The sequence below is a fragment of the Maribacter aquivivus genome (assembly GCF_900142175.1).
GTDB classification, from domain to species: domain Bacteria; phylum Bacteroidota; class Bacteroidia; order Flavobacteriales; family Flavobacteriaceae; genus Maribacter; species Maribacter aquivivus.
On the sequence record NZ_FQZX01000001.1, the window covers coordinates 749,920 to 773,735 of the forward strand.

At 34.4% G+C, this 23,816-nt stretch carries 30 protein-coding genes; 14 read left to right on the plus strand and 16 right to left on the minus strand.

All coding sequences use genetic code 11. The features are described from left to right. Positions 1–230 precede the first annotated feature (230 nt). The 3 genes from rpmF to pdxA form a co-directional block, all read right to left on the minus strand. Positions 231–428 carry a 50S ribosomal protein L32 gene (gene rpmF / locus BUC31_RS03290; protein ID WP_027065618.1) on the minus strand — a complete coding sequence of 66 codons (198 nt, stop codon included), beginning with the start codon at positions 426–428 and terminating at the stop codon, positions 231–233. Between the two features lie 7 nt (positions 429–435). Further along, positions 436–966: a YceD family protein gene (locus BUC31_RS03295; protein WP_073241230.1), complete on the minus strand. Its 531-nt coding sequence runs from the start codon at positions 964–966 to the stop codon at positions 436–438. 122 nt (positions 967–1,088) lie between these two features. Beyond that, complete coding sequence (pdxA, locus tag BUC31_RS03300; protein WP_073243723.1) at positions 1,089–2,141, minus strand: 4-hydroxythreonine-4-phosphate dehydrogenase PdxA; 1,053 nt, start codon at positions 2,139–2,141, stop codon at positions 1,089–1,091. A 139-nt stretch (positions 2,142–2,280) separates the two neighbouring features. Here pdxA and BUC31_RS03305 point away from each other — a divergent pair, with 139 nt between their 5' ends. Continuing rightward, positions 2,281–2,865 carry a riboflavin synthase gene (locus BUC31_RS03305; protein WP_073241231.1) on the plus strand — a complete coding sequence of 195 codons (585 nt, stop codon included), beginning with the start codon at positions 2,281–2,283 and terminating at the stop codon, positions 2,863–2,865. Between the two features lie 4 nt (positions 2,866–2,869). On the opposite strand, the gene BUC31_RS20620 is transcribed toward BUC31_RS03305, so the two are convergent. From BUC31_RS20620 to BUC31_RS03315, 3 genes are read right to left on the minus strand one after another with little or no spacing between them, the layout of a single operon-like run. Beyond that, a complete protein-coding gene (locus BUC31_RS20620) occupies positions 2,870–3,196 on the minus strand; it encodes a hypothetical protein (protein ID WP_317614932.1) in 327 nt (108 codons plus the stop codon). A gap of 22 nt (positions 3,197–3,218) precedes the next feature. Beyond that, the gene (locus BUC31_RS03310; protein ID WP_317614933.1) at positions 3,219–3,959 is read right to left on the minus strand and encodes an acyltransferase family protein; all 741 of its coding nucleotides are present in this window, start codon (positions 3,957–3,959) and stop codon (positions 3,219–3,221) included. Between the two features lie 7 nt (positions 3,960–3,966). Continuing rightward, positions 3,967–5,778, minus strand: a complete 1,812-nt coding sequence (locus BUC31_RS03315) for a sodium:solute symporter family protein (protein WP_073241233.1) — start codon at positions 5,776–5,778, stop codon at positions 3,967–3,969. Positions 5,779–5,853: 75 nt separating this feature from the next. Here BUC31_RS03315 and BUC31_RS03320 point away from each other — a divergent pair, with 75 nt between their 5' ends. From BUC31_RS03320 to BUC31_RS03330, 3 genes are all read left to right on the plus strand, one after another. After that, positions 5,854–6,609, plus strand: coding sequence for a sulfite exporter TauE/SafE family protein (locus BUC31_RS03320; protein WP_073241235.1), 756 nt, complete (start codon positions 5,854–5,856; stop codon positions 6,607–6,609). Between the two features lie 57 nt (positions 6,610–6,666). Beyond that, the gene (locus BUC31_RS03325; RefSeq protein WP_073241237.1) at positions 6,667–7,653 is read left to right on the plus strand and encodes a hypothetical protein; all 987 of its coding nucleotides are present in this window, start codon (positions 6,667–6,669) and stop codon (positions 7,651–7,653) included. 119 nt (positions 7,654–7,772) lie between these two features. Beyond that, on the plus strand, positions 7,773–9,296 hold the full coding sequence (locus BUC31_RS03330; RefSeq protein ID WP_073241239.1) for a GH3 family acyl-acid amido synthetase: 1,524 nt from the start codon (positions 7,773–7,775) through the stop codon (positions 9,294–9,296). A gap of 4 nt (positions 9,297–9,300) precedes the next feature. Here the strand turns inward: BUC31_RS03330 and BUC31_RS03335 are convergent, their stop codons facing one another. Then, a complete protein-coding gene (locus BUC31_RS03335) occupies positions 9,301–9,930 on the minus strand; it encodes a hypothetical protein (RefSeq protein WP_244533996.1) in 630 nt (209 codons plus the stop codon). Next, positions 9,930–11,354 carry a cardiolipin synthase gene (gene cls / locus BUC31_RS03340; RefSeq protein ID WP_073241243.1) on the minus strand — a complete coding sequence of 475 codons (1,425 nt, stop codon included), beginning with the start codon at positions 11,352–11,354 and terminating at the stop codon, positions 9,930–9,932. Before cls ends, BUC31_RS03335 begins: the two co-directional genes overlap by 1 nt. Positions 11,355–11,487: 133 nt before the next feature. Between cls and BUC31_RS03345 the strand changes: the two genes are divergently transcribed. Together BUC31_RS03345 and BUC31_RS03350 are read left to right on the plus strand one after the other, a co-directional pair. After that, a complete protein-coding gene (locus tag BUC31_RS03345) occupies positions 11,488–11,895 on the plus strand; it encodes an arsenate reductase family protein (protein ID WP_073241245.1) in 408 nt (135 codons plus the stop codon). A gap of 84 nt (positions 11,896–11,979) precedes the next feature. Next, a complete protein-coding gene (locus tag BUC31_RS03350) occupies positions 11,980–13,536 on the plus strand; it encodes an AsmA family protein (RefSeq protein ID WP_073241246.1) in 1,557 nt (518 codons plus the stop codon). Positions 13,537–13,608: 72 nt separating this feature from the next. Here the strand turns inward: BUC31_RS03350 and BUC31_RS03355 are convergent, their stop codons facing one another. Then, positions 13,609–13,791, minus strand: coding sequence for a membrane protein (locus tag BUC31_RS03355; protein WP_036150642.1), 183 nt, complete (start codon positions 13,789–13,791; stop codon positions 13,609–13,611). Positions 13,792–14,046: 255 nt separating this feature from the next. Between BUC31_RS03355 and BUC31_RS03360 the strand changes: the two genes are divergently transcribed. After that, positions 14,047–15,084 carry a helix-turn-helix domain-containing protein gene (locus tag BUC31_RS03360; protein WP_073241248.1) on the plus strand — a complete coding sequence of 346 codons (1,038 nt, stop codon included), beginning with the start codon at positions 14,047–14,049 and terminating at the stop codon, positions 15,082–15,084. On the opposite strand, the gene BUC31_RS03365 is transcribed toward BUC31_RS03360, so the two are convergent. From BUC31_RS03365 to BUC31_RS03375, 3 genes are all read right to left on the minus strand, one after another. Continuing rightward, positions 15,081–15,788, minus strand: coding sequence for an SOS response-associated peptidase (locus BUC31_RS03365; RefSeq protein ID WP_073241250.1), 708 nt, complete (start codon positions 15,786–15,788; stop codon positions 15,081–15,083). The genes BUC31_RS03360 and BUC31_RS03365 overlap by 4 nt on opposite strands. A 169-nt stretch (positions 15,789–15,957) precedes the next feature. Next, positions 15,958–16,407 carry a ferritin-like domain-containing protein gene (locus tag BUC31_RS03370; protein WP_073241252.1) on the minus strand — a complete coding sequence of 150 codons (450 nt, stop codon included), beginning with the start codon at positions 16,405–16,407 and terminating at the stop codon, positions 15,958–15,960. Between the two features lie 49 nt (positions 16,408–16,456). Next, on the minus strand, positions 16,457–16,699 hold the full coding sequence (locus tag BUC31_RS03375) for a hypothetical protein (protein ID WP_073241254.1): 243 nt from the start codon (positions 16,697–16,699) through the stop codon (positions 16,457–16,459). Between the two features lie 268 nt (positions 16,700–16,967). Between BUC31_RS03375 and BUC31_RS03380 the strand changes: the two genes are divergently transcribed. Beyond that, positions 16,968–17,180, plus strand: a complete 213-nt coding sequence (locus BUC31_RS03380; RefSeq protein WP_073241256.1) for a hypervirulence associated TUDOR domain-containing protein — start codon at positions 16,968–16,970, stop codon at positions 17,178–17,180. Positions 17,181–17,201: 21 nt separating this feature from the next. Here the strand turns inward: BUC31_RS03380 and BUC31_RS03385 are convergent, their stop codons facing one another. Continuing rightward, complete coding sequence (locus BUC31_RS03385) at positions 17,202–18,278, minus strand: DNA topoisomerase IB (RefSeq protein ID WP_073241258.1); 1,077 nt, start codon at positions 18,276–18,278, stop codon at positions 17,202–17,204. A 260-nt stretch (positions 18,279–18,538) separates the two neighbouring features. On the opposite strand from BUC31_RS03385, the gene BUC31_RS03390 reads away from it, so the two are divergent. Both BUC31_RS03390 and BUC31_RS03395 read left to right on the plus strand, forming a co-directional pair. Further along, on the plus strand, positions 18,539–19,144 hold the full coding sequence (locus tag BUC31_RS03390) for a DUF2652 domain-containing protein (protein ID WP_073241260.1): 606 nt from the start codon (positions 18,539–18,541) through the stop codon (positions 19,142–19,144). 104 nt (positions 19,145–19,248) lie between these two features. Further along, positions 19,249–19,716: a Dps family protein gene (locus tag BUC31_RS03395; protein ID WP_073241262.1), complete on the plus strand. Its 468-nt coding sequence runs from the start codon at positions 19,249–19,251 to the stop codon at positions 19,714–19,716. A 91-nt stretch (positions 19,717–19,807) separates the two neighbouring features. Here the strand turns inward: BUC31_RS03395 and BUC31_RS03400 are convergent, their stop codons facing one another. From BUC31_RS03400 to BUC31_RS03410, 3 genes are read right to left on the minus strand one after another with little or no spacing between them, the layout of a single operon-like run. Continuing rightward, on the minus strand, positions 19,808–20,002 hold the full coding sequence (locus tag BUC31_RS03400) for a hypothetical protein (protein WP_073241264.1): 195 nt from the start codon (positions 20,000–20,002) through the stop codon (positions 19,808–19,810). Between the two features lie 7 nt (positions 20,003–20,009). After that, complete coding sequence (locus tag BUC31_RS03405) at positions 20,010–20,357, minus strand: phage holin family protein (protein ID WP_073241265.1); 348 nt, start codon at positions 20,355–20,357, stop codon at positions 20,010–20,012. After that, entirely contained in the window at positions 20,358–20,690 is a 333-nt protein-coding gene (locus tag BUC31_RS03410) for a YtxH domain-containing protein (protein WP_073241267.1), read from the minus strand. A gap of 194 nt (positions 20,691–20,884) precedes the next feature. Here BUC31_RS03410 and BUC31_RS03415 point away from each other — a divergent pair, with 194 nt between their 5' ends. From BUC31_RS03415 to BUC31_RS03425, 4 genes are all read left to right on the plus strand, one after another. Further along, entirely contained in the window at positions 20,885–22,246 is a 1,362-nt protein-coding gene (locus tag BUC31_RS03415) for an NAD-dependent succinate-semialdehyde dehydrogenase (protein ID WP_073241269.1), read from the plus strand. A gap of 5 nt (positions 22,247–22,251) precedes the next feature. Further along, complete coding sequence (locus BUC31_RS20240) at positions 22,252–22,422, plus strand: hypothetical protein (protein ID WP_170861919.1); 171 nt, start codon at positions 22,252–22,254, stop codon at positions 22,420–22,422. A gap of 78 nt (positions 22,423–22,500) precedes the next feature. Then, complete coding sequence (locus tag BUC31_RS03420) at positions 22,501–22,908, plus strand: DUF7677 family protein (RefSeq protein WP_211573845.1); 408 nt, start codon at positions 22,501–22,503, stop codon at positions 22,906–22,908. Positions 22,909–22,959: 51 nt separating this feature from the next. Continuing rightward, positions 22,960–23,751: an AAA family ATPase gene (locus BUC31_RS03425; protein ID WP_073241271.1), complete on the plus strand. Its 792-nt coding sequence runs from the start codon at positions 22,960–22,962 to the stop codon at positions 23,749–23,751. Positions 23,752–23,816 lie beyond the last annotated feature (65 nt).

Genomic DNA, 23,816 nt, shown 5'->3' on the forward strand with positions numbered 1-23,816 from the left:
TTATTTGCTTTCTTGTAAAAAACTTAAAAAACCTGTCAAAAGTCATGAAAATTAGTGATTTTCAACGACTTTTTGGGTAAAGTTATCGGGTTTTTGAAAAATTGCAATTAATAGCCATATCCATTTAACCCCTTAGATTATCTGAATAACAAGGCGCTAAAAAACAAATTGGGCTAAAAAAAACTCCCTCCTTCAAATGAAGTGGGAGCCTAGTATAATGTAAAAGGGTCTTAAGCTTCTGCTTCTTCGGTTTTGTCAACCAAAACTTGACCTCTATAATGTAATTTTCCTTCGTGCCAGTGAGCTCTGTGAAATAGGTGAGTCTCGCCAGTTGTAGAATCTGTAGCCAAAGTAGGAGCTACTGCCTTATAATGTGTTCTTCTTTTGTCTCTCCTTGTTTTGGAAATTTTTCTCTTAGGATGTGCCATTTAAACCTTATTTATCCGTTAATAGTTTCTTTAATTCGTCCCAACGGGGATCGTTTTCTTCTTTATCTGATCTTTTCTCTTTTGGTTGAAGCTCGTTTAACCTGTCTAACACTTCAGATTCTAAAGTGCCATCTTCAATACCAGGATGAATTCTTTTGTGTGGAACTGCCAATACTAGCATTTCATACACATACTGCGCAATGTTCAATTGGTGTTCGTTATGCGGAAGAATTAATATTTCATCATTCTCATCATTATACTCTTCACCAAACTTAACCACCAAATGCAAATCTCCGCTTACAGCTTGATCATACGGTTCGCTAGTTATGTCACAATCAACATTCACTGTTCCTGATGCTTCCAAATCAACCTCCATCATTGTACTTGTTTTATTAAGTACTACATCTAAATTGATGTTGGTAGCGTTGAATTCATCGTATCCAAAAGAATCAAAGAACGTATTTTCAATCTGGTAATTAAAGTTGTGTTTCCCTTGCTTCAATCCTGAGAAAGGAATATTGAACTCCTTTTGCTTCATCTCGTACACACTTAAATTAACACTAATCGCCCACAAAAGGCGGGTGCAAAGATACTATAATTTTGATAAAAGACAATAGTTATCAACTATTTATCTTTATAACTTTTTAATCTGATCAAAAATTAACGTTCTCTCTTTAAACGCTGCTTTTTTAATACATCTTTTGTAAGCTCTTCGTACTCGGTTCTGTTCTTAAATATCTTCAAGGCCATGAAGACCGCTTCTTTAAACGAACTTGCGTCAGCTACCCCTTTTCCTGCTATTTCATAGGCTGTACCATGATCTGGTGATGTTCTAACTTTACTTAGACCTGCCGTAAAGTTAACTCCTTGACCAAATGATATTGTTTTAAACGGAATTAAGCCTTGGTCATGATATGCCGCTAAAATTGCATCGAACTTTTTGTAGCCATCAGATCCAAAAAAACTATCTGCCGAGTATGGACCATATACTAAGTGACCCATATTTGACATTTCTTTTATTACCGGCTTCATTACCTCATCATCTTCTTTGCCAATTACTCCGTTATCTCCGCTATGCGGATTTATACCTAACAAAGCTATTTTTGGTTTGCGAATACCAAAATCCATCATCAGTGATTTTTCTATGGTATTAATCTTATCGCGTATAAGTCTAGGGATTATTGCGGCAGAAACATCTTTAACCGCTACGTGATCCGTTAACAACCCAACCTTTAAGGTGTCAGTAACCATAAACATTAAACTTTCACCATCTAATTCTTGTGCTAAAAAGTCGGTATGCCCTGGGAATTTAAATTCTTCTGACTGTATATTGTTCTTATTGATCGGTGCTGTCACCAACACGTCTATATCTCCCTTTTTTAGTGCATCTACTGCTGCTCTTAAAGACTTAATAGCATACTCGCCACCTTCTTTTGTTGCCTGCCCAAAATCAATTCTAGGCACTTCTTTCCAAACATTTACAATGTTAATTTTATTGTCGATCGCTTTTGAAGCATCTGGTATACCATTAAAAACAATATTCAGCTTCAATTGCTTCATTTGAAAGGAAACCGTCTTATTAGAGGCAAAAATAACGGGAGTACAAAAATCTAACATTCTGCTGTCTTCGAATGTTTTTAATGCTACCTCGCAACCTATTCCGTTCAAGTCTCCTATAGAGATTCCTAACCTAATTTTCCTATTTTCCTCCATGATAATCTGTACCTTTGTAACCCCACCCCAAAACCACAAAAATGGTTTTGACCTCACCAAAGGAGAGGCAATGTGGTTATCCCATTTATACATTGGGATATAAATATTGAAGCACAAAATTACTTAAATTAAACGACACATGTTTACGGGAATTATTGAAACATTAGGTAAGGTTACTTCTCTTGAAGTTAAAGGCGGTAACTTAGATATTACTATAGAATCTAGTTTAACACCTGAACTTAAAATAGATCAAAGTGTTGCACATAACGGCGTTTGTTTAACCGTTGTTAGCTTAACGGATACTACCTATACCGTAACCGCTATTGCTGAAACACTAAGTAAAACCAATCTTGACAGTTTAAAAACAAACGATACCGTAAACTTAGAACGCGCCATGATTTTAGGGTCTAGGTTAGACGGGCATATTGTTCAAGGTCATGTAGACCAAACGGGCGAATGCACTAGTGTTAAGGAAGATAACGGAAGTTGGATTTTCTCCTTCACCTACGATGCCAAAACCGGAAACCCAACCATTGAAAAAGGTTCTATTACCATTGACGGTACAAGTTTAACGGTAGTGAATTCTGGTAAGAATACTTTTGAAGTAGCGATTATACCTTACACATACGAGCATACTCGTTTTAACACTTACAAACCTGGTACTATTGTAAATCTGGAGTTTGATGTTATTGGGAAGTACGTAGCCAAGTTGATGGCCAAATAACCCGCTATACCTTAATAAATATCTTTTTCTGATATAGAATATAGCCCACAAGGCTATAAAACAGCACTACACTCAACCCATATAAAAGGGATGATGTTTCTAGTGCCAGAAAATCATGGACATATACTGTTTGAAACAACCACCCATGTAACGAGGTATCGCCAATTTGTATTTGCCCCATTACTTTACTAATGAAGCTTGACAAGAAATAAATAACAATAGCATTTGCCCCTGCATATCTAAATATAGAACCGAATTCTATTTTCTTTACATCGGTCATATAATAAATCAACGCCAGTATAAGATTTGCCCAACCCGCAGTTACCAACACAAAACTACTTGTCCAAAGGGCTTTATTGGATTGGAAAAACGATGTCCCAAATGTGACCTATAATTAAAAGGCTACCTCCTAATCCCATTAATATGGTTGCTTTCTTTTCCTGCTTGCTGGTTAAAATGAGACCAGTGAAGACTCCTAACAAAGAGCTGGCAATAGAAGGTATAGTACTTAACAGTCCTTCTGGATCATAATCTGCTTTGTAATTATGCGAACCGAATACTTTTACATCTATCCAGTTCGCTAAGTTGTTTGGCGCTCTTTCTAATGTTGATGTCAATCCGTCCACAGGAACAAATGTCATCAGCAACCAATATCCTATTAATACTATAGCCGTTACCCAAATCAACTGTTTCCAATTTAGGTTGATGAATAATAATGCCGCGAAAAAGAACACAACACCTATGCGTTGCAACACCCCTGGAAAACGAATGTCACTGAAGCTTTTAAAGAACGGAAAATGAATAATAAATGCTCCTAAAAAAAGTCCTAATGCAATTAATTTCAATGCTCTTATCGCAATCTTCTTGTAGGCTTTGACATCTACGCTTCTATTTTTATAGGAGAATGCTATTGATGTACCCACTATAAACAAGAAGAACGGAAAAACTAAATCGGTAGGCGTGTAGCCATGCCAATCGGCATGGAGGAAAGGGGCATATACATTAGACCATGTGCCTGGTGTATTTACCAAGACCATTAGTAATATGGTAGCTCCCCTAAAAACATCAACCGATAAAATTCTGTCCTTTATCATCTTACTACTATAAGATGTTTCCTTTTAAGCGGTTCCAAGCTTTTACTAACAACACTCCTGCTATTGCAGAAACAACTGTTAAAACTATGGCTTGTGTAGTTCTGCCATAGATCCAATACCCTGTAGCGAACATTATAGAATAAATTAGAATTACCCCTAACAACATTGCTGTTATACCTGCGGGCACACTCCACTTTTCTTTATCTTTTACAATTTCTACCGCATCGGTTTTTGCATCGGCTACCACTTTAGACCAACCTGGACCGCCTGGTTGAATCTTCTTGTAGAAACTTCTTAAAGTATCCTTAGATTCTGGTTGTGTCATAAATGTTGCTATCAACCAAATCGCCGTAGTCAACACTACTATAAATATGTATTCTGACCAGTCTGGCAGCACTCCTGTTTCCGTTGCAAAAAGATAGGCACCTATGGGAGTTAATTTCAATATGATAGAAATAATACCTGATGCGAACATCGCAGTAATTTCACTCCACGCATTAATTCTCCACCAGAACCATCTTAGAATAAATATGAGTCCGGTACCAGCACCAAATGCTAGTAATATATCAAATAATTGAAGTGCATTTTGAAGCAACAATGCCAATGCAGCACTAAATAACATTAAAACAACCGTTGAAATTCTACCTACCGCAACCAATCTCTTTTCAGATGCATTAGGATTTATTTGTTGCTTATAAAAATCAAAAACGATATATGAAGAACCCCAGTTTAACTGTGTACTTATTGTACTCATATATGCTGCGACTAAGGATGCTAAAACAACGCCCAACAAACCGCTTGGCAGCTTGGTCAACATTGCTGAATATGCTAAATCATGACCTAATTTATCTGGAGTTACATTTGGAAAAGCTTCTTGTATACTTGCCAAATCTGGGTAGACCACTATAGAAGCCAATGCCACTAAAATCCATGGCCATGGTCTTAATGCATAGTGCATAATATTAAAGAAGAATGTTGCACCAATAGCGTGATTTTCATCTTTTGCCGCTAACATACGTTGCGCAATATAACCACCACCACCTGGCTCTGCACCTGGGTACCAAGAACTCCACCATTGCACAGCTAGTGGAATTATAAATAAGGTTATCAATGCTTTCTTGTTACTGAAATCTGGCAATATATTTAATTTTGAAGCTACATTCTCATTTGCCATTAAAGCTTCTATTCCGCCAACTTCAGGTATATTAACTAGGTAATATGCAGCACCTATTGCACCTGCCATAGCTACAAAGAACAAGAGGAAATCGGTATAAACAACTCCTTTGAATCCGCCAAGGGCGCTAAAAGTCACCGTAATTAATCCGGCACTTACAACAGTCTGCCAAGGTTCTAAGCCTAGCATAATGCTTCCTATTTTAATAGCTGCAAGAGTAACGGCAGACATTGTAATTACATTGAAAATTACCCCTAAATAAATAGCTCTAAATTTTCTTAAGAAACTAGCCGGTTTTCCGCCATAGCGCATTTCATAAAATTCTAAATCTGTATTTACATTCGACTTACGCCACAATTTTGCATAAACGAAAACGGTCAACATACCTGTTATCAAAAAACACCACCATACCCAGTTACCAGAAACACCGTTGGTACGTACAATATCTGTTACCAGATTGGGTGTATCTGTAGAAAATGTTGTCGCTACCATTGAAAGCCCTAAAAGCCACCATGGCATAGTACGACCCGATAGAAAAAATTCTGATGAACTTTTACCTGATGTTTTTGATACATAAAACCCTATGCCTAAGACAAGGGAGAAGAAAACTATAATAAATGTATAGTCTAACGTACTGAGTTCCATAAGTTGGTTTTAGGTTGATTGTTAAAGATATATTATTTTAGGACATTCTTATACCTAATACGCTAAACGTACCACGTGCTTCTATCAATAACTACAGAAATTACCCCAACCGCTTGGATCCTTGCATCAATTGCAACCTTTATCATAGGATTATCCAAAGCCGGCATAAAAGGTATTGCCGTTTTAAACGTCACTATAATGGCTTTGGCATTTGGTGCCAAACAATCTACAGGCATGGTAGTACCATTGCTTGTTCTTGCTGATATTTTTGCCGTCATCTACTATAATAGATATACACAGTGGAAGTATGTTTTTAAAGTACTACCGTGGATGATAGTTGGTTTACTCATTGGTGTTTTCATAGGAAATGAATTACCCGAGAAATTTTTTAAAATAGGCATGGCGACTATAATTATCATAACCGTAGGTATGATGTTTTATTGGGACCGTAAAAAGGATAAGAATGTACCATCGCACTGGACATTTGCCGGAGCTATTGGTACTATTGCAGGAATTACCACCATGGTAGGTAATTTAGCAGGTGCATTTTCCAATATTTACTTTTTAGCCATGCGCTTACCTAAAAATCAATTTATAGGTACTGCTGCTTGGTTATTTTTAATCATAAATATCATTAAGCTGCCCTTTCACTTTTTCGTTTGGAAAACCATTACCCTAGAATCGCTGACCTTGAACTTAATACTTTTACCAGGCATTCTATTAGGTTTCTTTGTTGGTATTCGTTTTATTAAGCACATTAAAGAAGCATTTTTTAGAAAGATGATTTTGGTTTTGACAGCTGTGGGTGCAGTGCTTATTATGCTTAGTTAGGCTTAGACATGTATCTTTATATTGAATTCTTAGCATAATTAACAAATTATATAATAGATGAAATTTGGATTAAAATCATTACTAGTTTTAATTTCAATACTGGCTTTTTCAAGCAGCAATGGACAAAACATTGTTGAAGAATATCAAAAGGCCAAAAACGACAGTTTAAGAATCGGTGAACTAGATTCTGATTTTCTAAAATACATTGAAAAAGGTTACACACTGGCCACACCCGAAAATGGAACTAATATATCTGGGGTAATCATCTTTTTCGAAGGTTCAGAATTTGACAAAAAGAATATGAGTGCAAAACAATTGTATACTCAGGCGAATAAAGCAGGGTATGCTGTTTTATCTGTTTCAACACAAATACCATTGGACTTCTTTTTTGCTGAGAACTCAATTTTAGATGCGCATGAAACAATCGAGAGGGCTTTCGACAAAAATAGTTTACCGAATAATAATGTATTCTTAATTGGTGTTGGTCTATCTGGTCATCGCGCTTTAAAATATGTTGAATATCAAGAAAAAACTAGTCCTGATTTCGCATTAAACTTATCTGGACTAGTTATTTGCGATGCACCATTAGATTGGGTAAGACAATACAATGAAGGTAATAGAGATAGAAGAATAAATTATGACGAAGGTGCTGTTTGGGAAGGTTCTTTCTCAAACTTTATACTTGAGGAAAATCTTAATGGAACTCCAAAATCAAATCTTGAGAATTATCTTAATTTTTCAACTTACAGCTATTCAGACAAAACCGACAGAAAAATTAAATATTTTAAAAACTATCCTGTAAGAGCTTACATGGAAGTTGCTATAGAATACTGGTTAGAAAAGAAAAGAAAGACTACAATAGACAATAATGGACCAGATATGGTCGGTCTCATTGCTCAATTAAAATTGACGGGGAATGAGAAGTCAGATTTAGTGATATTTTATCCACATGAAAGTAAAACAGAGAAAAAGAATACTGCTGCTACTTGGATTGCGGTAGATAAAAACGAGCTAATGGCTTGGATAATAACATGGTCTAAATAGAACCTAAAGCTATATCCCAAAACCACTAACCCAATAAAGTCCACATATTTCAGATTAGGGTTAATCTTTACCCCACGTAACCAGTAATTTAGCCGTACTAACCTAAAATACCGTTACACATGAATATCATAGGAAATTTCATAAAAGGAGTTATCGATATTACCGATAAAATTACTGGTGATGATAACCCTATAGAAGATCAAAAAGCTGTTCTTCAAAATCTTTTGGAAACTGCAAAAGATACTTCATTTGGCAAAGCCTGTGACTTCAATAAAATTTTAGAAAGTGACAAACCACAACAAGCATTTCGTGATGCCGTACCTTATTTTGATTACAATCAAATTAATGAAAAATGGTGGCATAAATTGCACGAAGACCAAACCGATGTAACATGGCCTGGTAGTCCCGATTATTTTGCATTGAGTTCTGGTACTACAGGAAAAACAAGTAAACGAATTCCTGTAACCGACGAAATGATTGATGCTATTAGACAAGCAGGAATTAAACAGGTGCTAGCACTTTCTAATTTTGACCTTCCTGCAGATTTCTTTGAAACAGGAATTTTAATGTTGGGTAGTTCTACTGATCTAGTTGAAAATGATGACCATTTAGAAGGTGAAATTAGTGGTATTAGTGCGAGTAATATTCCGTCATGGTTTAGTGGCTACTATAAACCCGGAAAAGACATTGCCCAAATTGATGATTGGGACGAACGTGTTGCCAAAATTGCTGAAAAAGCTGCGGATTGGGATATAGGTGCTTTAAGCGGAATCCCTTCTTGGATAGAATTAATGCTGAAAGAGGTCATCAAAAAACACAAGCTCAACAACATTCACGAAATATGGCCCAACCTGCAAGTGTACACTTCTGGCGGAGTGGCATTTGGTCCGTACGAAAAGAGTTTTAATGCCTTAATGGGGAAACCTGTTACGGTAATTGACACCTATTTGGCATCTGAGGGGTTTATCGCTTTTCAAGCAAGACCAGAAACTGACGCCATGAAATTGGTAACCGATAACGGAATCTATTTTGAGTTTGTTCCTTTCAATCCTGATTATATTTTAGAAGATGGTTCTCTTTCTCAAGATGCTCCTTCACTAACATTATCTGAGGTTGAAACGGGTCAGAACTACGTACTTATTATTAGCACGGTTAGTGGCGCATGGCGATATCTCATTGGTGATACTATTGAGTTTACAGATGTTGAGCGTGCCGAAATTAAGATTACGGGCCGTACCAAATTCTTTTTAAATACTGTCGGCTCTCAGTTATCTGTCAATAAACTGGATGATGCCCTACAAGACATCATGGAAACTTTTGATATTGAAATTCCTGAGTATACATTGTGTGCAAAGAAGTACGAAGATGGATTTTACCATACCTGGTATTTAGGCACCAATGCTACCCAAGACCCAAAAGAAATAGCTAACAAGCTAGATGAATCTTTAAAAGCTGCCAATAAAAATTATAAGGTTGCAAGGTCTAAAGCTCTAAAAGGAGTGAAGGTTTTTACTATTAATCCTGATGTGTTTTATGATTGGAACGATAGTAACAAAAAGAAAGGCGGACAAGTAAAAATGGAACGAGTAATGAAAGAAGAAAAGTTTGCCGAATGGGAAGCTTTTGTAAATAAGCACAATTAAGCCCCTATTTACCTTGACTTAACGCATCTCTTTCTTCAACCAATAACATAATTTCTTCTGGAGATAAGTACAGGTTTTTAATACGGTCTACATATTCTTGTGTTAATCCTGCTTTCTTTAAAATAAACTCTTTGGTGGCAAGAATATAAGTTTCCATACCATGTGTAACGGCAAAAGAATCTGCACGGCGTTCTGCCTCTCGTATGTAATTTTCAGAGGTTACGTATTTAAATCCGAAGCCTATTAAATTAAAACCACTTCGCTGCTGGTAATCCATAACATGACCAAGTTCATGACCTAACCAACCAATCATAATTTCTGAAGGAATGTCTTTGGTATAATACACCGAATCAGCAATCTTTATTCTTTCACTAATTAAAATATTATAAGACCTATTTTTCTTTGACTTAAAGACACTCCAAAATGAAGGTTGTGCCTGCATTGTTGACTTTTTGATTTCCTTTTTAAACTTGAATTCAATTCTAGTATTGGCAAGCTCAGGATAGTGAGAAAGCGCAATTTTTGCTTCTTCAGTTATTTCATTGGGTATTGTATGTTGTGCAGATGCAACCATAGTGTAACTTAATAGTATTAAGATTAAATAGTTCAGTTTGCGTTTAAATAAGTGTTTCATTAAAGTAGCGGACTAAAGAATTTGGCGAGACCTTCTAAAAACTTACTGAACGGTGATCTCTTTTTAAATTTGTCTAAATCTACCTTTGCCTCTTCTGTGCAATGTTTTAAAAATAGCTCTTCTATTTCAGAAGCTTTTTCTTTATCATACAAAATAGCATTGGTTTCAAAGTTGTGCTCAAAACTTCTATAATCAAAATTTCCAGAACCTACAGATACTATTTCACCATCAATGATTATCACCTTGCTATGCGAAAAATCTGGTCTTAGGTAAATATTGGCCCCTACTTCTAGCAAAGCTTCAAAAGTTGAAAACATACTATATTGAGCCAACAGAGAATCTGATATTTTCGGAGTAAGCAACGTAACCTCTACTCCGCTTAATGCCGCTATTCTAATTGCTTCTAAAACCGGCTCTCCAGGAATAAAATAGGGGTTAGCGATACAAATACGTTTTGTTGCAATATTAATCATTGCAAGGTATTGCTGCATTATTGCAGGATATCTAGAATCTGGTCCGCTAGATATTATTTGTGCTACAGTGTCACCCATAGGTTCTACTTTAGGAAAGTACTTGTCTTGCAACAACAATTCTTCCTTACCCGCAAAATGATAATCTTTTACAAAAACGCGTTGTAAACTGTTTACCGCAGGACCCTCAATTTTTAGATGTAAATCTTGCCACACACCAAGTTCAGATACCGGTTTCATGTATTTATCAGACACATTGAATCCGCCGGTGAAACCAACTTTACCATCAATGATTATAATTTTTCTATGATTTCTATAATTAAGGGTAAACAATAGATTTCCGAAACGAATTGGCATCGTGGGAAATGCCTTAACCCCAATATCTATAAACCGTTTTACTCTCTTGCCACGCATAGAATTGCTTCCAAAAGAATCGTATAACATTCTAATTTCTACCCCTTCTTTGACCTTTTTCTCAAATAGCTCGTAAAACTTGTCTAACAACATGCCTTCTGCTAAAATGTAGTATTGAAGATGTATGAAATCTTTAGCCTCTTCTATGGCTTTAAATATTGATCCAAAGGCTTCTTCTCCACTATTTAATAAGGTTACATTATTGCCTTTATAAGGAGCTAAATAACTGTTTTTTCGAATGAGTGACGCTAATTTATTTCGTTTGTAATCTTCAAATTGATGTACACTCTGTTCACCGCCTTCAAGTTCTTTATGGGTTTCTGAATACAGTCTTCTTTTTTCGGTTTGTTTTAATTTAAAGAGTTTAAATTTTCTTCTGTTAATACCAAAAAGGTAATATAAAAGTGGACCCAAAAAAGGAAAAATTATTACAGATAAAGACCAACTAACCATCTTAGTTGCTTTAGACCCATTAAATATAATATTGACTATACTCCATAAAGTTACCGCTATGTATGCAAGCCAAAAAACAGTATTCATGATTAATTGTTTTGTTCCTTAACAAGGTACTATAATTTGCTGAAGCCCTAGTTTAATTAAACCTATCAAGACACTTTTAGTTTTAAACGAGTTAATTACTAGCTCTAGATGTGAGTACTTTTAAAAAAAAGTAATGGGAGTAATCGCTATGGACAAAAAACAAATAACCTTATATTATAGTTCAGAAAATTCAATAGGCAAACAACTAAATGCCTATGTTGAATCTTCTGGTAAAGATCATTTAACAATAGATATCTCTAAGACGAACGTTACAGGTACGCAATGGGCAGAATTAGCTGACGGGCTCAACAAAAATATTTCTGACTTGGTGAATACCGATCACCCAGATTTTAAAGAAGCTTATGGTGAAAATTCGGTTGACCTTGATGATGACGGTTGGTTGAAAATTTTAAACAAGAACCCGAGTTTACTCAAAAATGCCATAGTTATAAAAGGTAAAGATTTTATTGAGCTTACAAGCGCATCTGACTTTAAACAATATATGGACCCTGATAGTGCAGGTATAGAAAAGCCCTATTAATAACAGCGATTTTAAAAAACCTACGCTCACGCTGATACATAGGGTTTGCAAAACTTCTAAACAAATTGCTTTTAAAGATACCTTATGTCCAAAATTTTAAAATGGCTAGTTTTTGTTCTTATTTTCTGCGTTGGCGGCTACATGCTTGCCGAATGGAAAATGAAAAAAGAGGTTGTTAGCTTTTTAGAAAGAAAGATACCTGACCATATAGATTTTTCTTATGACAAATTGACCATAAGCCTTCTAAAAGGTAACATAGTTTTTAATGACGTTGCTGTAGTTAATTTGGGTAAGCAGACTTCCTCATGCGAAATTAAGGTGGATGCAGAAAAGCTCTCCATCAAAGGCTTTGACTATTGGAAAATTCTATTTCAAAAGTCCATCTACATTAAATCTCTAACACTTACCAAACCTCATCTAAATTTTAAAACTTGTCCTGAAAACGCTGACAATGAAGCTGCCAATAAAACCAACCCTATCAAATTACTAAAAGAAATTTTTGTTGAAGAAATCATATTTGATGAAGGAAGGGTTGAAATTTGGGACATTAATGAGGAAGTAGAACTTATAGCCGTTGACAAACTAAATCTTTCCTTAAAAGAAGTAGCTACAGACCCAGATATTATAACCAAATATGTTCCCTTTACATTTTCAGAATACAACATTGAAATTCAAAACTTTAATGCTCCCTTAGGTAAATTTGAAAAGCTTGAAATGCAATCGATGGTGATAAACAATTCCACTATTGATATTACAGATATTGTACTTTCTACTGTCTACTCTAAAACTGAGTTAAGTAGAGAAATAGTCTATCAAAGAGATTATATTAATTTATCTATTCCTACCATAAAAGTTGAAGATCACAACTATTTGGTCAGTAATGATTCCCTACACGTAAACTTCAAAGAACTTTTACTTTCACAACCTAAACTAGAAGTATACCGCGATAAATCTAGATTAGAAAATTTTAGAAACAAGCCTCTTTATGGTAAATTATTGCAAAAATTGCCATTTAAAGTAGCAATTGACATCGTTTTCATCAAAAAAGGAGCAATAGTCTATGAAGAGAATATTCCGAATGATGCAAAAGCCGGGGCATTGAGTTTTGACAATTTAGATGCCACAATCAGTAATTTATCAAATAAAATAATAGTTAATGACCCAGTTCAAATTCAACTTAATGCTGATTTAATGGGAACTGGAAAATTTCATCTTAATTGGCAATTTGATGTTTATGATCCCCGAAGTACTTTTCTGATTTCTGGCGGATTATCTAATTTCAATACCTCTAGTTTAAATGATTTTCTGGTACCCAATTTAAGAACCCAAACTACAGGTACTATTGACCAGCTTTACTTTACCATTTCTGGTGATGAGTATACTGCTACGGGAGATATTAAAATGAGGTACGAAGATTTTAAATTTCAAGTACTCAACAAAGAAAGAAACGGAGTAAAAAAAGTACTTTCATTTATTGGTAATCTATTTATAAATGATGGGTCAAAAACAGATGAAGATGGGTATAGATATGGTGATATAGAAACTGAACGAATAAAGAATAAATCATTCTTTAATTATCTATGGATCAATTTAGAAGACGGCCTTTTAGATGTACTGACAGGAAATGGAAAGAAAGATTAAACTAAACTTCTTAAAACTTAAAAAGCCAGGTAGTAAACTACCTGGCTTCTCTTTTCATAGCAATATTTTATACTAGTTGTCATCAGTAGCATCTTCTACCGCGTCTTCAACTTCATCAGCTCCATCTTCAATTTCATCTCCAACATCATCCATTCCTTCTTCAATCTTCTCTCCTGTTGTTTTTTCTTCCCTACAGCTTGTTGCAATGCTCATTGTTGCAAATGCAAATACAATCATTAATAGTGACTTTTTCATAATATAGATTTTAATAATTAGGTTAACATTTAAATATTTAGGTATAAAGGTTTACTTGTTAACTAAATAGTTTCCCATACCTGTTACTGCAAATATGGTGGTTTTAATAGATTCAGCTTAGTTGTAAAAAAACCAATATTAACTCATCTACTAAATGCGCATATGTGTCAATTAACATTTTAAAAGTGTTAAGGTTATTCACTTTTTTCTAGTTTTTTTGTAAAGTACAATTGCCATTGTACATAAAATAAAACAATGAGAGAGTTAATCATAAATAGTTCAAAGTCAGAGGATATGTTCTCCAAAATACAGACATGTATGCAGGGGGAACTTATCAAGGACTGTGGCGAAAGTGTTTTAACTTTTATTAATACAGTTGGAAAAGGCTCTTTAAGAACCATAGATTTTAATTGGGGAATATCTCTTATTGATTGTGATATGAAACTAGCTGAAGAGGCTAAAATCGTTTTTGATACTAAAGACCTGGCACCAATTGAATTCATTTTTATCAGTAAAGGATACTTTAAGTATAGCGAGAACAATACAGATGAATACACCAGGTTAGAGCAATTTCAAAACACAATTATATCGCATAAACGTAATGCCGAAAAGACATTTATGTTCCCAAAGGATGAACATTTAAAAATTAATTTCATACGTGTTAATCGGCAAGAATATTTACAAAAAAAGAACAATAATGTCTCTCAACTAAACCAATTATTGGTGTCATTATTTAATGATAGTGACGGGGAGGCTACTTATCAACATGGTGGTAGTTTTAGTTTAAAAATTGCAGATGAAATTAAGTTACTAAACGATGTTGATACTACTTGCGGCATGCTAAGGTCTCTTTCATTAGAGGGCAGACTTTATTTAATTCTATCGCTACAGTTATTAGAACATAAAAATTTTGAAGAAAACATGAATTTACCTGAAGCTATTTCTAAAGATGATATTCTAAAGATTCACAAGTTAACTACCTATATATTAGAGCATATTTCTGATACCGTAACTATCACCTCTTTAAGTGCAGAATCTGGATTAAGCCCCAAGAAACTTCAAATTGGTTTTAAGATTCTGTATTCTAAAACCGTGAATGAATATGTTAGGCAGCTGAAATTAGAAATCTCGAAAGATTACCTAAAAAATACCGATTTATCTGTTTCTGAAATTGTGTATGCTATTGGTATTAAAAGTAGAAGCTACTTCTCTAAAATATTCTTTGAAGCCTATGGTATTTTACCTACAGACTATAGAAAGCATCTAAAAAACAAGAACGCTTCAATACGCTAACTTTCTGGATACTCATAGGGCAATAACATGCTATCATATGAGATATCTTGATTAAACAGGTTTCTTGCAATAGGTCTTATTTCTAAATCTGTTGCGTGTGGCGGTCTTAATATCTCTTGCGCCCTTTCTAAGCTTGTTTCTCCTGAAAGCCATTCATACTTATCATCATGGTCTATAATTACGGGCATATAATCTACTAGATTTTGGTAATTGACCACTTCTTTCTCAAGCGGACCAGTAAGTAATGAACAGGTTATAAAGCCATCATCTAGAATAGTATAAATACCTGCTAAATATAATAGTCCTCCATTTTTACTACTTACATGGTAAGGATAAATTTCTCCGTTCTTCAACACTGAAGTAAAGAAGCCGGTTACAGGTATAATACATCTACTATTCTCAAACGAATCATGATACCATAAATTCGTATTTATTTTTTGAGCAGAGATGGTCAACGTGTTCGTCAGCTTTTGAAAAAGCTCCCACTCATCATTAAAAGTACTTGGTAATAAACCCCAAATGGCTAAATTAACAGCATTGGGTTCATTCATTGTAATTATGGGAATAGAGACTTCGTTTAGACCACTAATAACCACCTGTGGAGTATATAAATCTGGATACTTAAACAAGGCGTTTACATCTTGTTCTATCTCTTTCATTTTTGCTGTATTCGAAATTTTAAAATACATATCAATCATTTTCATTTAACACAAATTTCGTCAATAAAATGAAGGGCAATTGTTGCAGAACCACAAAAATATAACCCATTAAAAAAGAGCTTTTTAATTGTTGAATAGCATGTGAATATTTGAAAAATAAAGCATAAAAAAAGAGGCTATTAATAGCCTCTTTTTACATTCACCAAACATGTACTTATCTAATATCTTCTAACATTTTAATGTTTGAAAGTCCGTTTTTAATTGCCTCTTTCTGACTTCTTAAAACGGTTGCCGTTGTAGATGGTAATGAAGTATCTTCTAAAACATCTTCATACTCTTCAATTGCAGCTTTTTCTCCTCTAATTGCCTCTTCTAACATGGCTTCCGCATTGTCTAGAGAGAATAATGCTTTTACATCCATCCAAGCTCTATGCGCTTTACCGGCCATGCTATCTCCTTTGTCAATCTCTTGACCAAAGGTTTTGATTTCTGTCTTTAGTTCATGACCAAAATCATAACGTTGCTTTGCCTTTGTTTCAAAAAAAGCTTTTAACTGAACATTATCAGTGTTTTCTGCTGCCTTTTTAAATCCTTTTTCAGCATCATATGTTTTCTCTAAAAGTTCATTTAATTTATTTCCTACTTCTTCTGTATATGTACTCATTTTATATAGTTTTGATGATGTGATTTTTATTTAAAGATGTCAATCACAATTACATCTTGTAAAATTTATTTCTGTTCTTAAATTCTTGTAATTTTCTTTTTAGCTCAGTAACATCTTTACTTTTAGATGAATCTGAATACATTAATACATGGTCCATATCAATTTCGCAAAATGCATCTTCTTGATTACTGGTGTCATCATTATTGATACCGTCAACGATAAAATCTCTTAGCAATAAGCTGATGAATCCTAATCCTATAATTATCGATATACCTGCAATTAATTGTACCATCTGTTTTGTTTTGATGACAAATATATAGTTGATTGTACATACTTTTTATCTTGAAAAATTATAGCATTAACTCCTTTGAATAGGGTTAATCTTCAAGGCTTTAAGGTTAAAAATAAATTGCTCCTGCTACACAATAAAGTATAAAATTATAGAACTTGTAGTATCAAATTAGTTCTCACGTTTGTGCTACTCTAAATGATTATTTCCATCACATGGTTCTCCAAAAAACTAGCTGTGATGGAAAGCACAAACAATAAATACATTTATTATGATAAGAAAAGGAACAACAGTAAAATGGTCATGGGGTAATGGTACTGCAGAAGGTAAAGTTGAAGAAACATATACTTCAAAAACAACAAAGACAATTAAAGGAAATGAAGTTACTAGAAATGGTAGCGATGATGATAAAGCACTTTACATTCAACAAGAAGATGGTGATTACGTTTTAAAGAGCGAAAGTGAAGTAGAACGTCCCGATTAATTTACAAACAAGATTTTAATCCTACTTCTTTACTTCTAAATTCAATAACGGATTAAAATTGGAAATTAAGTTAATCAGTGCTTTTTCTGCTGCGGTTTGGTATTCTGAAGAAGTAGCCATCTCTACACTTTCAAAAACATCATTAAGCTCACTCTTTTCATACTTTTTAACTACAAATGGGTGCACATAATATTTCTTGCAGACATTTCTAGTATTCCCCAAAGCTTTAGCGGTATGGTCAAATGCTTTTATAACATTCTTTTTTACTTCACTTTCTACATTGGTAGGTTCATTTTCCATAAGCGATTCAAAAAATATTAACGTGCCAGACCATGTTCTAAAATCTTTCGCAGTAAAAAGTTCTCCGCTTATTTCTTGTAAATATTCATTGACCATACCACTATCTACTCCCGTTTTTGTCCCGTCTTCATCAAAGAATTGAAAAAGATCCCAGCCAGGTATTTCTTCGCATTGCAATACTAACTTGCGTAATTTTCTATTATTTAAAGTAATACTATGCTTTTTGCCTTTCTTTCCGGTAAACTCAAATTTTAGCTTATTCTTACTGGTTTTTAAGTGCCTTGTTCTTAAGGTCGATAAGCCATATGTTTTGTTTCTTTTGGCATATTGTTGATTACCTATACGTATATGGGTTTCTTCCATTAGCCTTACAATTAGTGCGAGAACTTTTTCTTTAGGCCATCCATCTAACTGTAAATCTTCATCTACCTTTTTTCTAATTACAGGCAAAGCTTCCCCAAATTGATGCATTCTTAAAAATTTGGTTCGGTTTCTTACTCTTAACCATAAATCGTGATAACGGTACTGCAACCTATGTTTTACATCATAGCCTACTGCTTGTAAATGTGCGTTGGCAATCGGTGCTATTTTTACTCCTTGCCATGCTGGTGGAATCACCAATTTTTCTATTCTTGTTAATTCAGACTTTTTAAGAAGTGGCTTGTTCTTTAATAGATAATGAAATTTCTCTTTCTCCTTAATTCTTAATATGGACAAGGCTTCCCTATTCACATACTTTAAATGCATATGCGCAGCTACATCATGTGGTTCACTTGCTAATAGTTCAGTATAGTTCATATATAAGTGGTTTTAAAAATTGCAATCGTATAAACCTATCTTCTATATTTTGTTTATACTTTTTTATACAACGTAAAACAAAAATAAGAATTCACGGTGCCACTTTAGTGTTCTATTCAACTATTTTGTAGCCTAATAACCATCAATATTTCATCTTATTAGTTATTAAAACTAGCGCTATTGCGATATAATTTTTCTGAAACGGATTCTTTTTAACCACAGAAGTTCTATACCTTTCCTACTATAAATACCCATTGCTTATGAAAGGAGAACCCATGTTAATATGTATACCAGACATAAGCGGATTTACGGAGTTTATGAGCGAAACCGATTTTGAACTGAGTTCAAAAATCATTCCTGCGCTTTTGAACCAAATTATCTACACGAATAAAATCGGACTCAAAGTTTCCGAGATAGAAGGCGATGCTGTTCTGTTTTTTAAGACTGGCGAAATGCCAAGCTTAGAAAATCTTATAGAACAGTGTAGAAAATTTTATACCGAATTTTATAAGGAACTAGCTTCTCTTAGAGAAAAACATATAAAGAATAAAGATGCTGAATCAATACCCGAAATTCTCGGTCTAAAGATTATACTACATTACGGTAAAGAAATAGCTTTGACCAAAGTTGGTAATAGCATAAAACTCTTTGGCGAAGATCTTATTATAGCTCACAAATTGTTGAAAAACGAAATTAACTTGAGCGAATATTTACTCTTAACAGATGGCTTAACCAATTACTATAAAGAGAATAATTTAAACGACCAGTTTGATTGGGGCTCACTAAAACATAATTCTACAGAGTATGACCACGTGGGTGAAATAAACTACTCATATATCAACTTAAAACCTTTGGTAGAAGAATAAGCTTACATCACTTCAAAACTGTAAAACGTTCATCATTGCCTCTTCTGAGTCAATGGCAACCTTCAATATCCCTTAATTTTGTAGCAGAATAATTAAACAAAATTATGAGCTATTTAGATATAAAATCAAAAGATATACAGCCAATCGTTGAGGAATTGAACACGTTGTTGGCAGATTACAATTTGTACTATCAAAACCTTAGAGGTTACCACTGGAATGTTTCTGGAAAGAACTTTTTTGACCTTCACATTAAGTTTGAAGAACTATATACCGATGCAAGAATTAAAATTGATGAAATCGCTGAGCGTATCTTAACGCTAAGACATAACCCAACTAGCGAGTTTTCTAAGTATTTTGAAATGTCTTCTATTAAAGAAACATCTTCTCTCATTGCAGATACTGATATGGTAGATCACATTTTAAATCAACATGAAATTTTGTTGAAGCAAATGAATAAAGTCATTAAGAAAGCCGAAGCTGGTGGAGATGAAGGAACTATTGATATGATCGGTGGCTATATTGGCGAAATAGAAAAAGTAAGTTGGATGCTAGACGCCTGGTCCAAAGAATAAGTTTACACTAAATAACAGTATATAAAAAAGCACCTCTTTTAAAGAGGTGCTTTTTACTTTCAACTAGTTTGCCAATGCAATCTGGCTAAAATTATTTTACTACTTTTCGCATAATATATAACATACCAAATTTCTTGGCTGCAGAAAATGCGGTCGACACCCAGTTATACGGACTCAAATCTTCTTGTACATCTTGTTTCAATCCTTTAAGCTCTTCTAAAGCAATTTCGCGCTCTAATTTCAAGCGTTTTAAATTAAACTCTATCTCATTAAAATTTTTGTACATATCTCTACTAGTTAAAGAATTTATCCGACAACTTTCTTACCAACATGTTATCTATTTGACCTCTAAAAATATAGGCTAAAACCAATAATACTACAAATAAAGCACCAGCAATTAAACAAGCACCTACCATACTCTCAAGAACATTTGCCAAGAAGACAACACCAGCTACAGTTATAAATATAAGTGCCAAAAAAGCAAGACCACCTATAACTGCCATTTTTAGCAGCATACCGGTGGTCATTGTTAATTGTTGAAACACTTTAAGCCTGTAGTATTCTTGGGTTTTCTTATAGTAAACCTCTCCTACATCAATTGCCTTATTAGACGTTTCGTTAAGTGAATCAATAATTCCCATTTATACTGTTTTCTGCAGTTTCTTATTTTTTGACTTCAACTCAGACAATTTCTTCTCTAAAGTTGAAATTACGTCCTCGGTCTTATAACTTAAATCAGAAACTAAAGATTCTACTCTTGTATCTAAGGTTTCTCTTTCGTCAGACATTTTAGAAGCAACTCTATTTTTAAGGTCTACTGCACTATCTGCAAAATTATCTCTTGTTGCAGCTGCTTGATCAGCAATTAATCTTCTTGTATTCTCACCTTTATCTGGTGCATAAAGAATTCCTAAGGCTGCACCAATGGCAGATCCTGCGATAATTGCTAATAATGTATTTCCACTATTGTTCATATTATATATTTTAGATTAAACGTTTTCTTATACATGATAAACTATTGCTTATAATGTCATACAAATGTCTTAAATAAAGATACAACTACTTAACTCAAAACCTTTTAATATTGACGTTAACAATAGCTTAAAAGGGTTAAGAATTATTTGAAACGAATTAATGCATCAAACTGTTTACCTCTAAATTTGTAACTATGAAAGAATATGAAACTAAGAATCCGTACAGCGGTGAAATTGTTAAGACATATACACAAGATAGCACTGCCGATATAGAAAAAAAATTACAAAAAGCCCTATCTATAGAAGCCTCTTGGGCAGCTATGGAAATTGAAGATAGGTGCGAACTTCTCTCCAATGTAGCAGAATTGCTAATAGACCGTAAAGAGGAATATGCAGAACTAATGACCCAAGAAATGGGAAAACCTTATGCTCAAGGTATTTCTGAAATTGAAAAATGTGCTTGGGTATGTGATTTCTATGCACATAACGCTGAAGATCTTTTAGCCGATGAGGTCATAGAAACCGATGCTGATGAGAGTTTTATAAGTCATGATCCCTTAGGATGCATTCTTGCCGTAATGCCATGGAATTATCCTTTTTGGCAAGTACTTCGTTTTGCAGCCCCTACCTTAACAGCTGGTAATACTGCATTTCTTAAACATGCGCAAAATGTAACTGGTTGTTCTATGGCTATTGAAAAACTATTCTTAGATGCGGGTTATCCTGAAGGGTGTTTTCAAAGTTTAAAAGCGGGTCATGAAGAAATTGAAAAGCTTATTGCTAATGACGGTATTAAAGCTGTAACCTTAACAGGAAGCGAAAAAGCTGGTAAATCAATTGCAGGTACGGCAGGAAAGAACTTAAAGAAATCTGTTCTTGAACTTGGCGGAAACAATGCATGTATTGTTTGGGAAGATGCCAATTTAGATCAACACATCAATACTATGGTAACGGCACGTATGCAGAATACGGGTCAAAGTTGTATTGCTGCAAAACGCTTTATAGTTTGTGAAGATATTTATGATGCATTTCTAGAAAAATTTACCGCAAAAGTGAAATCACTTAAAAGTGGTGACCCTATGAAAGAGGATACGTTTATTGGTGTTATGGCGCGCGAAGATTTAGCCGAAGAACTTCAAAAACAAGTGAACGATTCTATAAAACAAGGTGCTAAAGTTGTACTGGGCAATATGCATAAAGATGCTTATTTCTCACCCACTATACTAACCGATGTTACTGTAGAAATGCCGGTATTTAAAGAAGAAACTTTTGGACCTGTTGCTGCTATTACCAAAGCAAAAAATAGAGAAGAAGCTATTGCCTTAGCTGCAAACTCTAGATTAGGTCTCGGTAGTATGTTATTCACTGAAGATATAGATGCCGCAATGGATGTAATATCTACTATACCTGATGGCGCATTCTTTATAAACGACATGGTAAAGTCTGATCCTCGATTACCATTTGGTGGTACAAAAGCATCTGGCTATGGTAGAGAATTATCTAGAGAAGGCATCTTAGAATTCGTAAACAAGAAAACGGTTTATATTAAAAAATAATACGCATGAACAAAGAAGCAGAAGAAACAAAATTCGTTAAAGAACCAGAAGAAGAAACACAACAATACATTTTACAAAAAAATAAAAAAACTAAAGTTGGTGTAACTATACTTATAGCCTTTTTAGTACTTCTTATTATTGGTGTAATAATTTCAAACGTATTTTTTACGAACTAAAGAACACGACATAAAAATTGTAAAGGTGAGCATAATTTATTCTCACCTTTTTTTAGTTACATCTAACTCGTAGCCTATATGCTAGTTTTATCGATTCTTACTTTCAATGAAAGTGAATACACGAAGGTTTCGATCAATCCATTAAACGCAAGAGAATTATTTTTGTACTTTTCTAAAGTATTATTCAAAGGCATGAAACTAAGCAATTCATTTAAAGGTTCACTAAGAACATTTACTTACTTTATGGCTAGTGGAACACACTCCATGTTAAAAGGCATTAATTATGTAGAGCTCTATGGAAATGAACCAAGTGCGATAGAAAGAGTCTTTGCCATATATACAAATGTTATTGAATTGGATGGAAATGGTATTGTTATAAATGACGAGTACGCTCAGAAAAGGGCTACGGATTATTTGCATTCATATTATGATTCTACCTTTATAGTTCAACCACAATTTGAAGATTGGGAAATAGAATTACATTAATAATTTAAAGTTCAAATAAAGGATCATTAAAATCATAGAAAAACCTGAATAGTGTCATATATATCCAAAGTAAACATCGATTGTCCCCGTGAAAAGCCTTTCCCTTTTGATATATCTGCGATCAAGTATGCCAAAGACCTCGATTTTTCCAACCCTGTCACCTTCATCATCGGCGATAACGGTACTGGTAAAAGCACCCTATTGGAGACTCTTGCAGTTAGGCTACAGCTTCCGAACATGGACGGTTCTTCCTATGGAAAAAGAGGGTTTGAGGCTGCGAGGACTCTAGTGGAATTTCTTTCCATAGAATGGACAATAGATAGACCTCGAGGATTCTTTTTAAGGGCAGAGGATTTTGGAAACCTGTTGAATGGTATCCAGAACGAGGACAACAGGCAGTCCACCTTTTTTGAGGATATTAAAGAGGTGGTGCCGGAAGGTGTTCTAAAATCCATGCGCGATAATTCGAACTATCAAATACATGCAATGCGTAAAAACTATGGTCAAGACCTCCAAGGCTTTTCACACGGGGAGGCCTACTTCAAGATAATGAATGATAAGATAAATCAACGCGGCATATATCTATTGGACGAACCTGAGGCGGCACTATCCCCCTCAAAACAGCTTTCGTTACTATATTTTATCAAGGAACATCTGAAGAACAACATGTCCCAGTTCATAGTGGCCACGCATTCACCTATGCTGATGGCTTACCCAGGAGCGGCAATATATCAAATTTCGGATGACACCATGAACAAGGTAGATTTCGAGGAAACAGAACACTATTCAATTACAAGGTCTTTTTTAAATAATCCCGATGCCTATCTTAGACATCTAGAATAATTGGCTAAAGTTTAAAATGAAGGATAATAAATATTGAATCAAAACAAAGAAAAACATACCCTTAG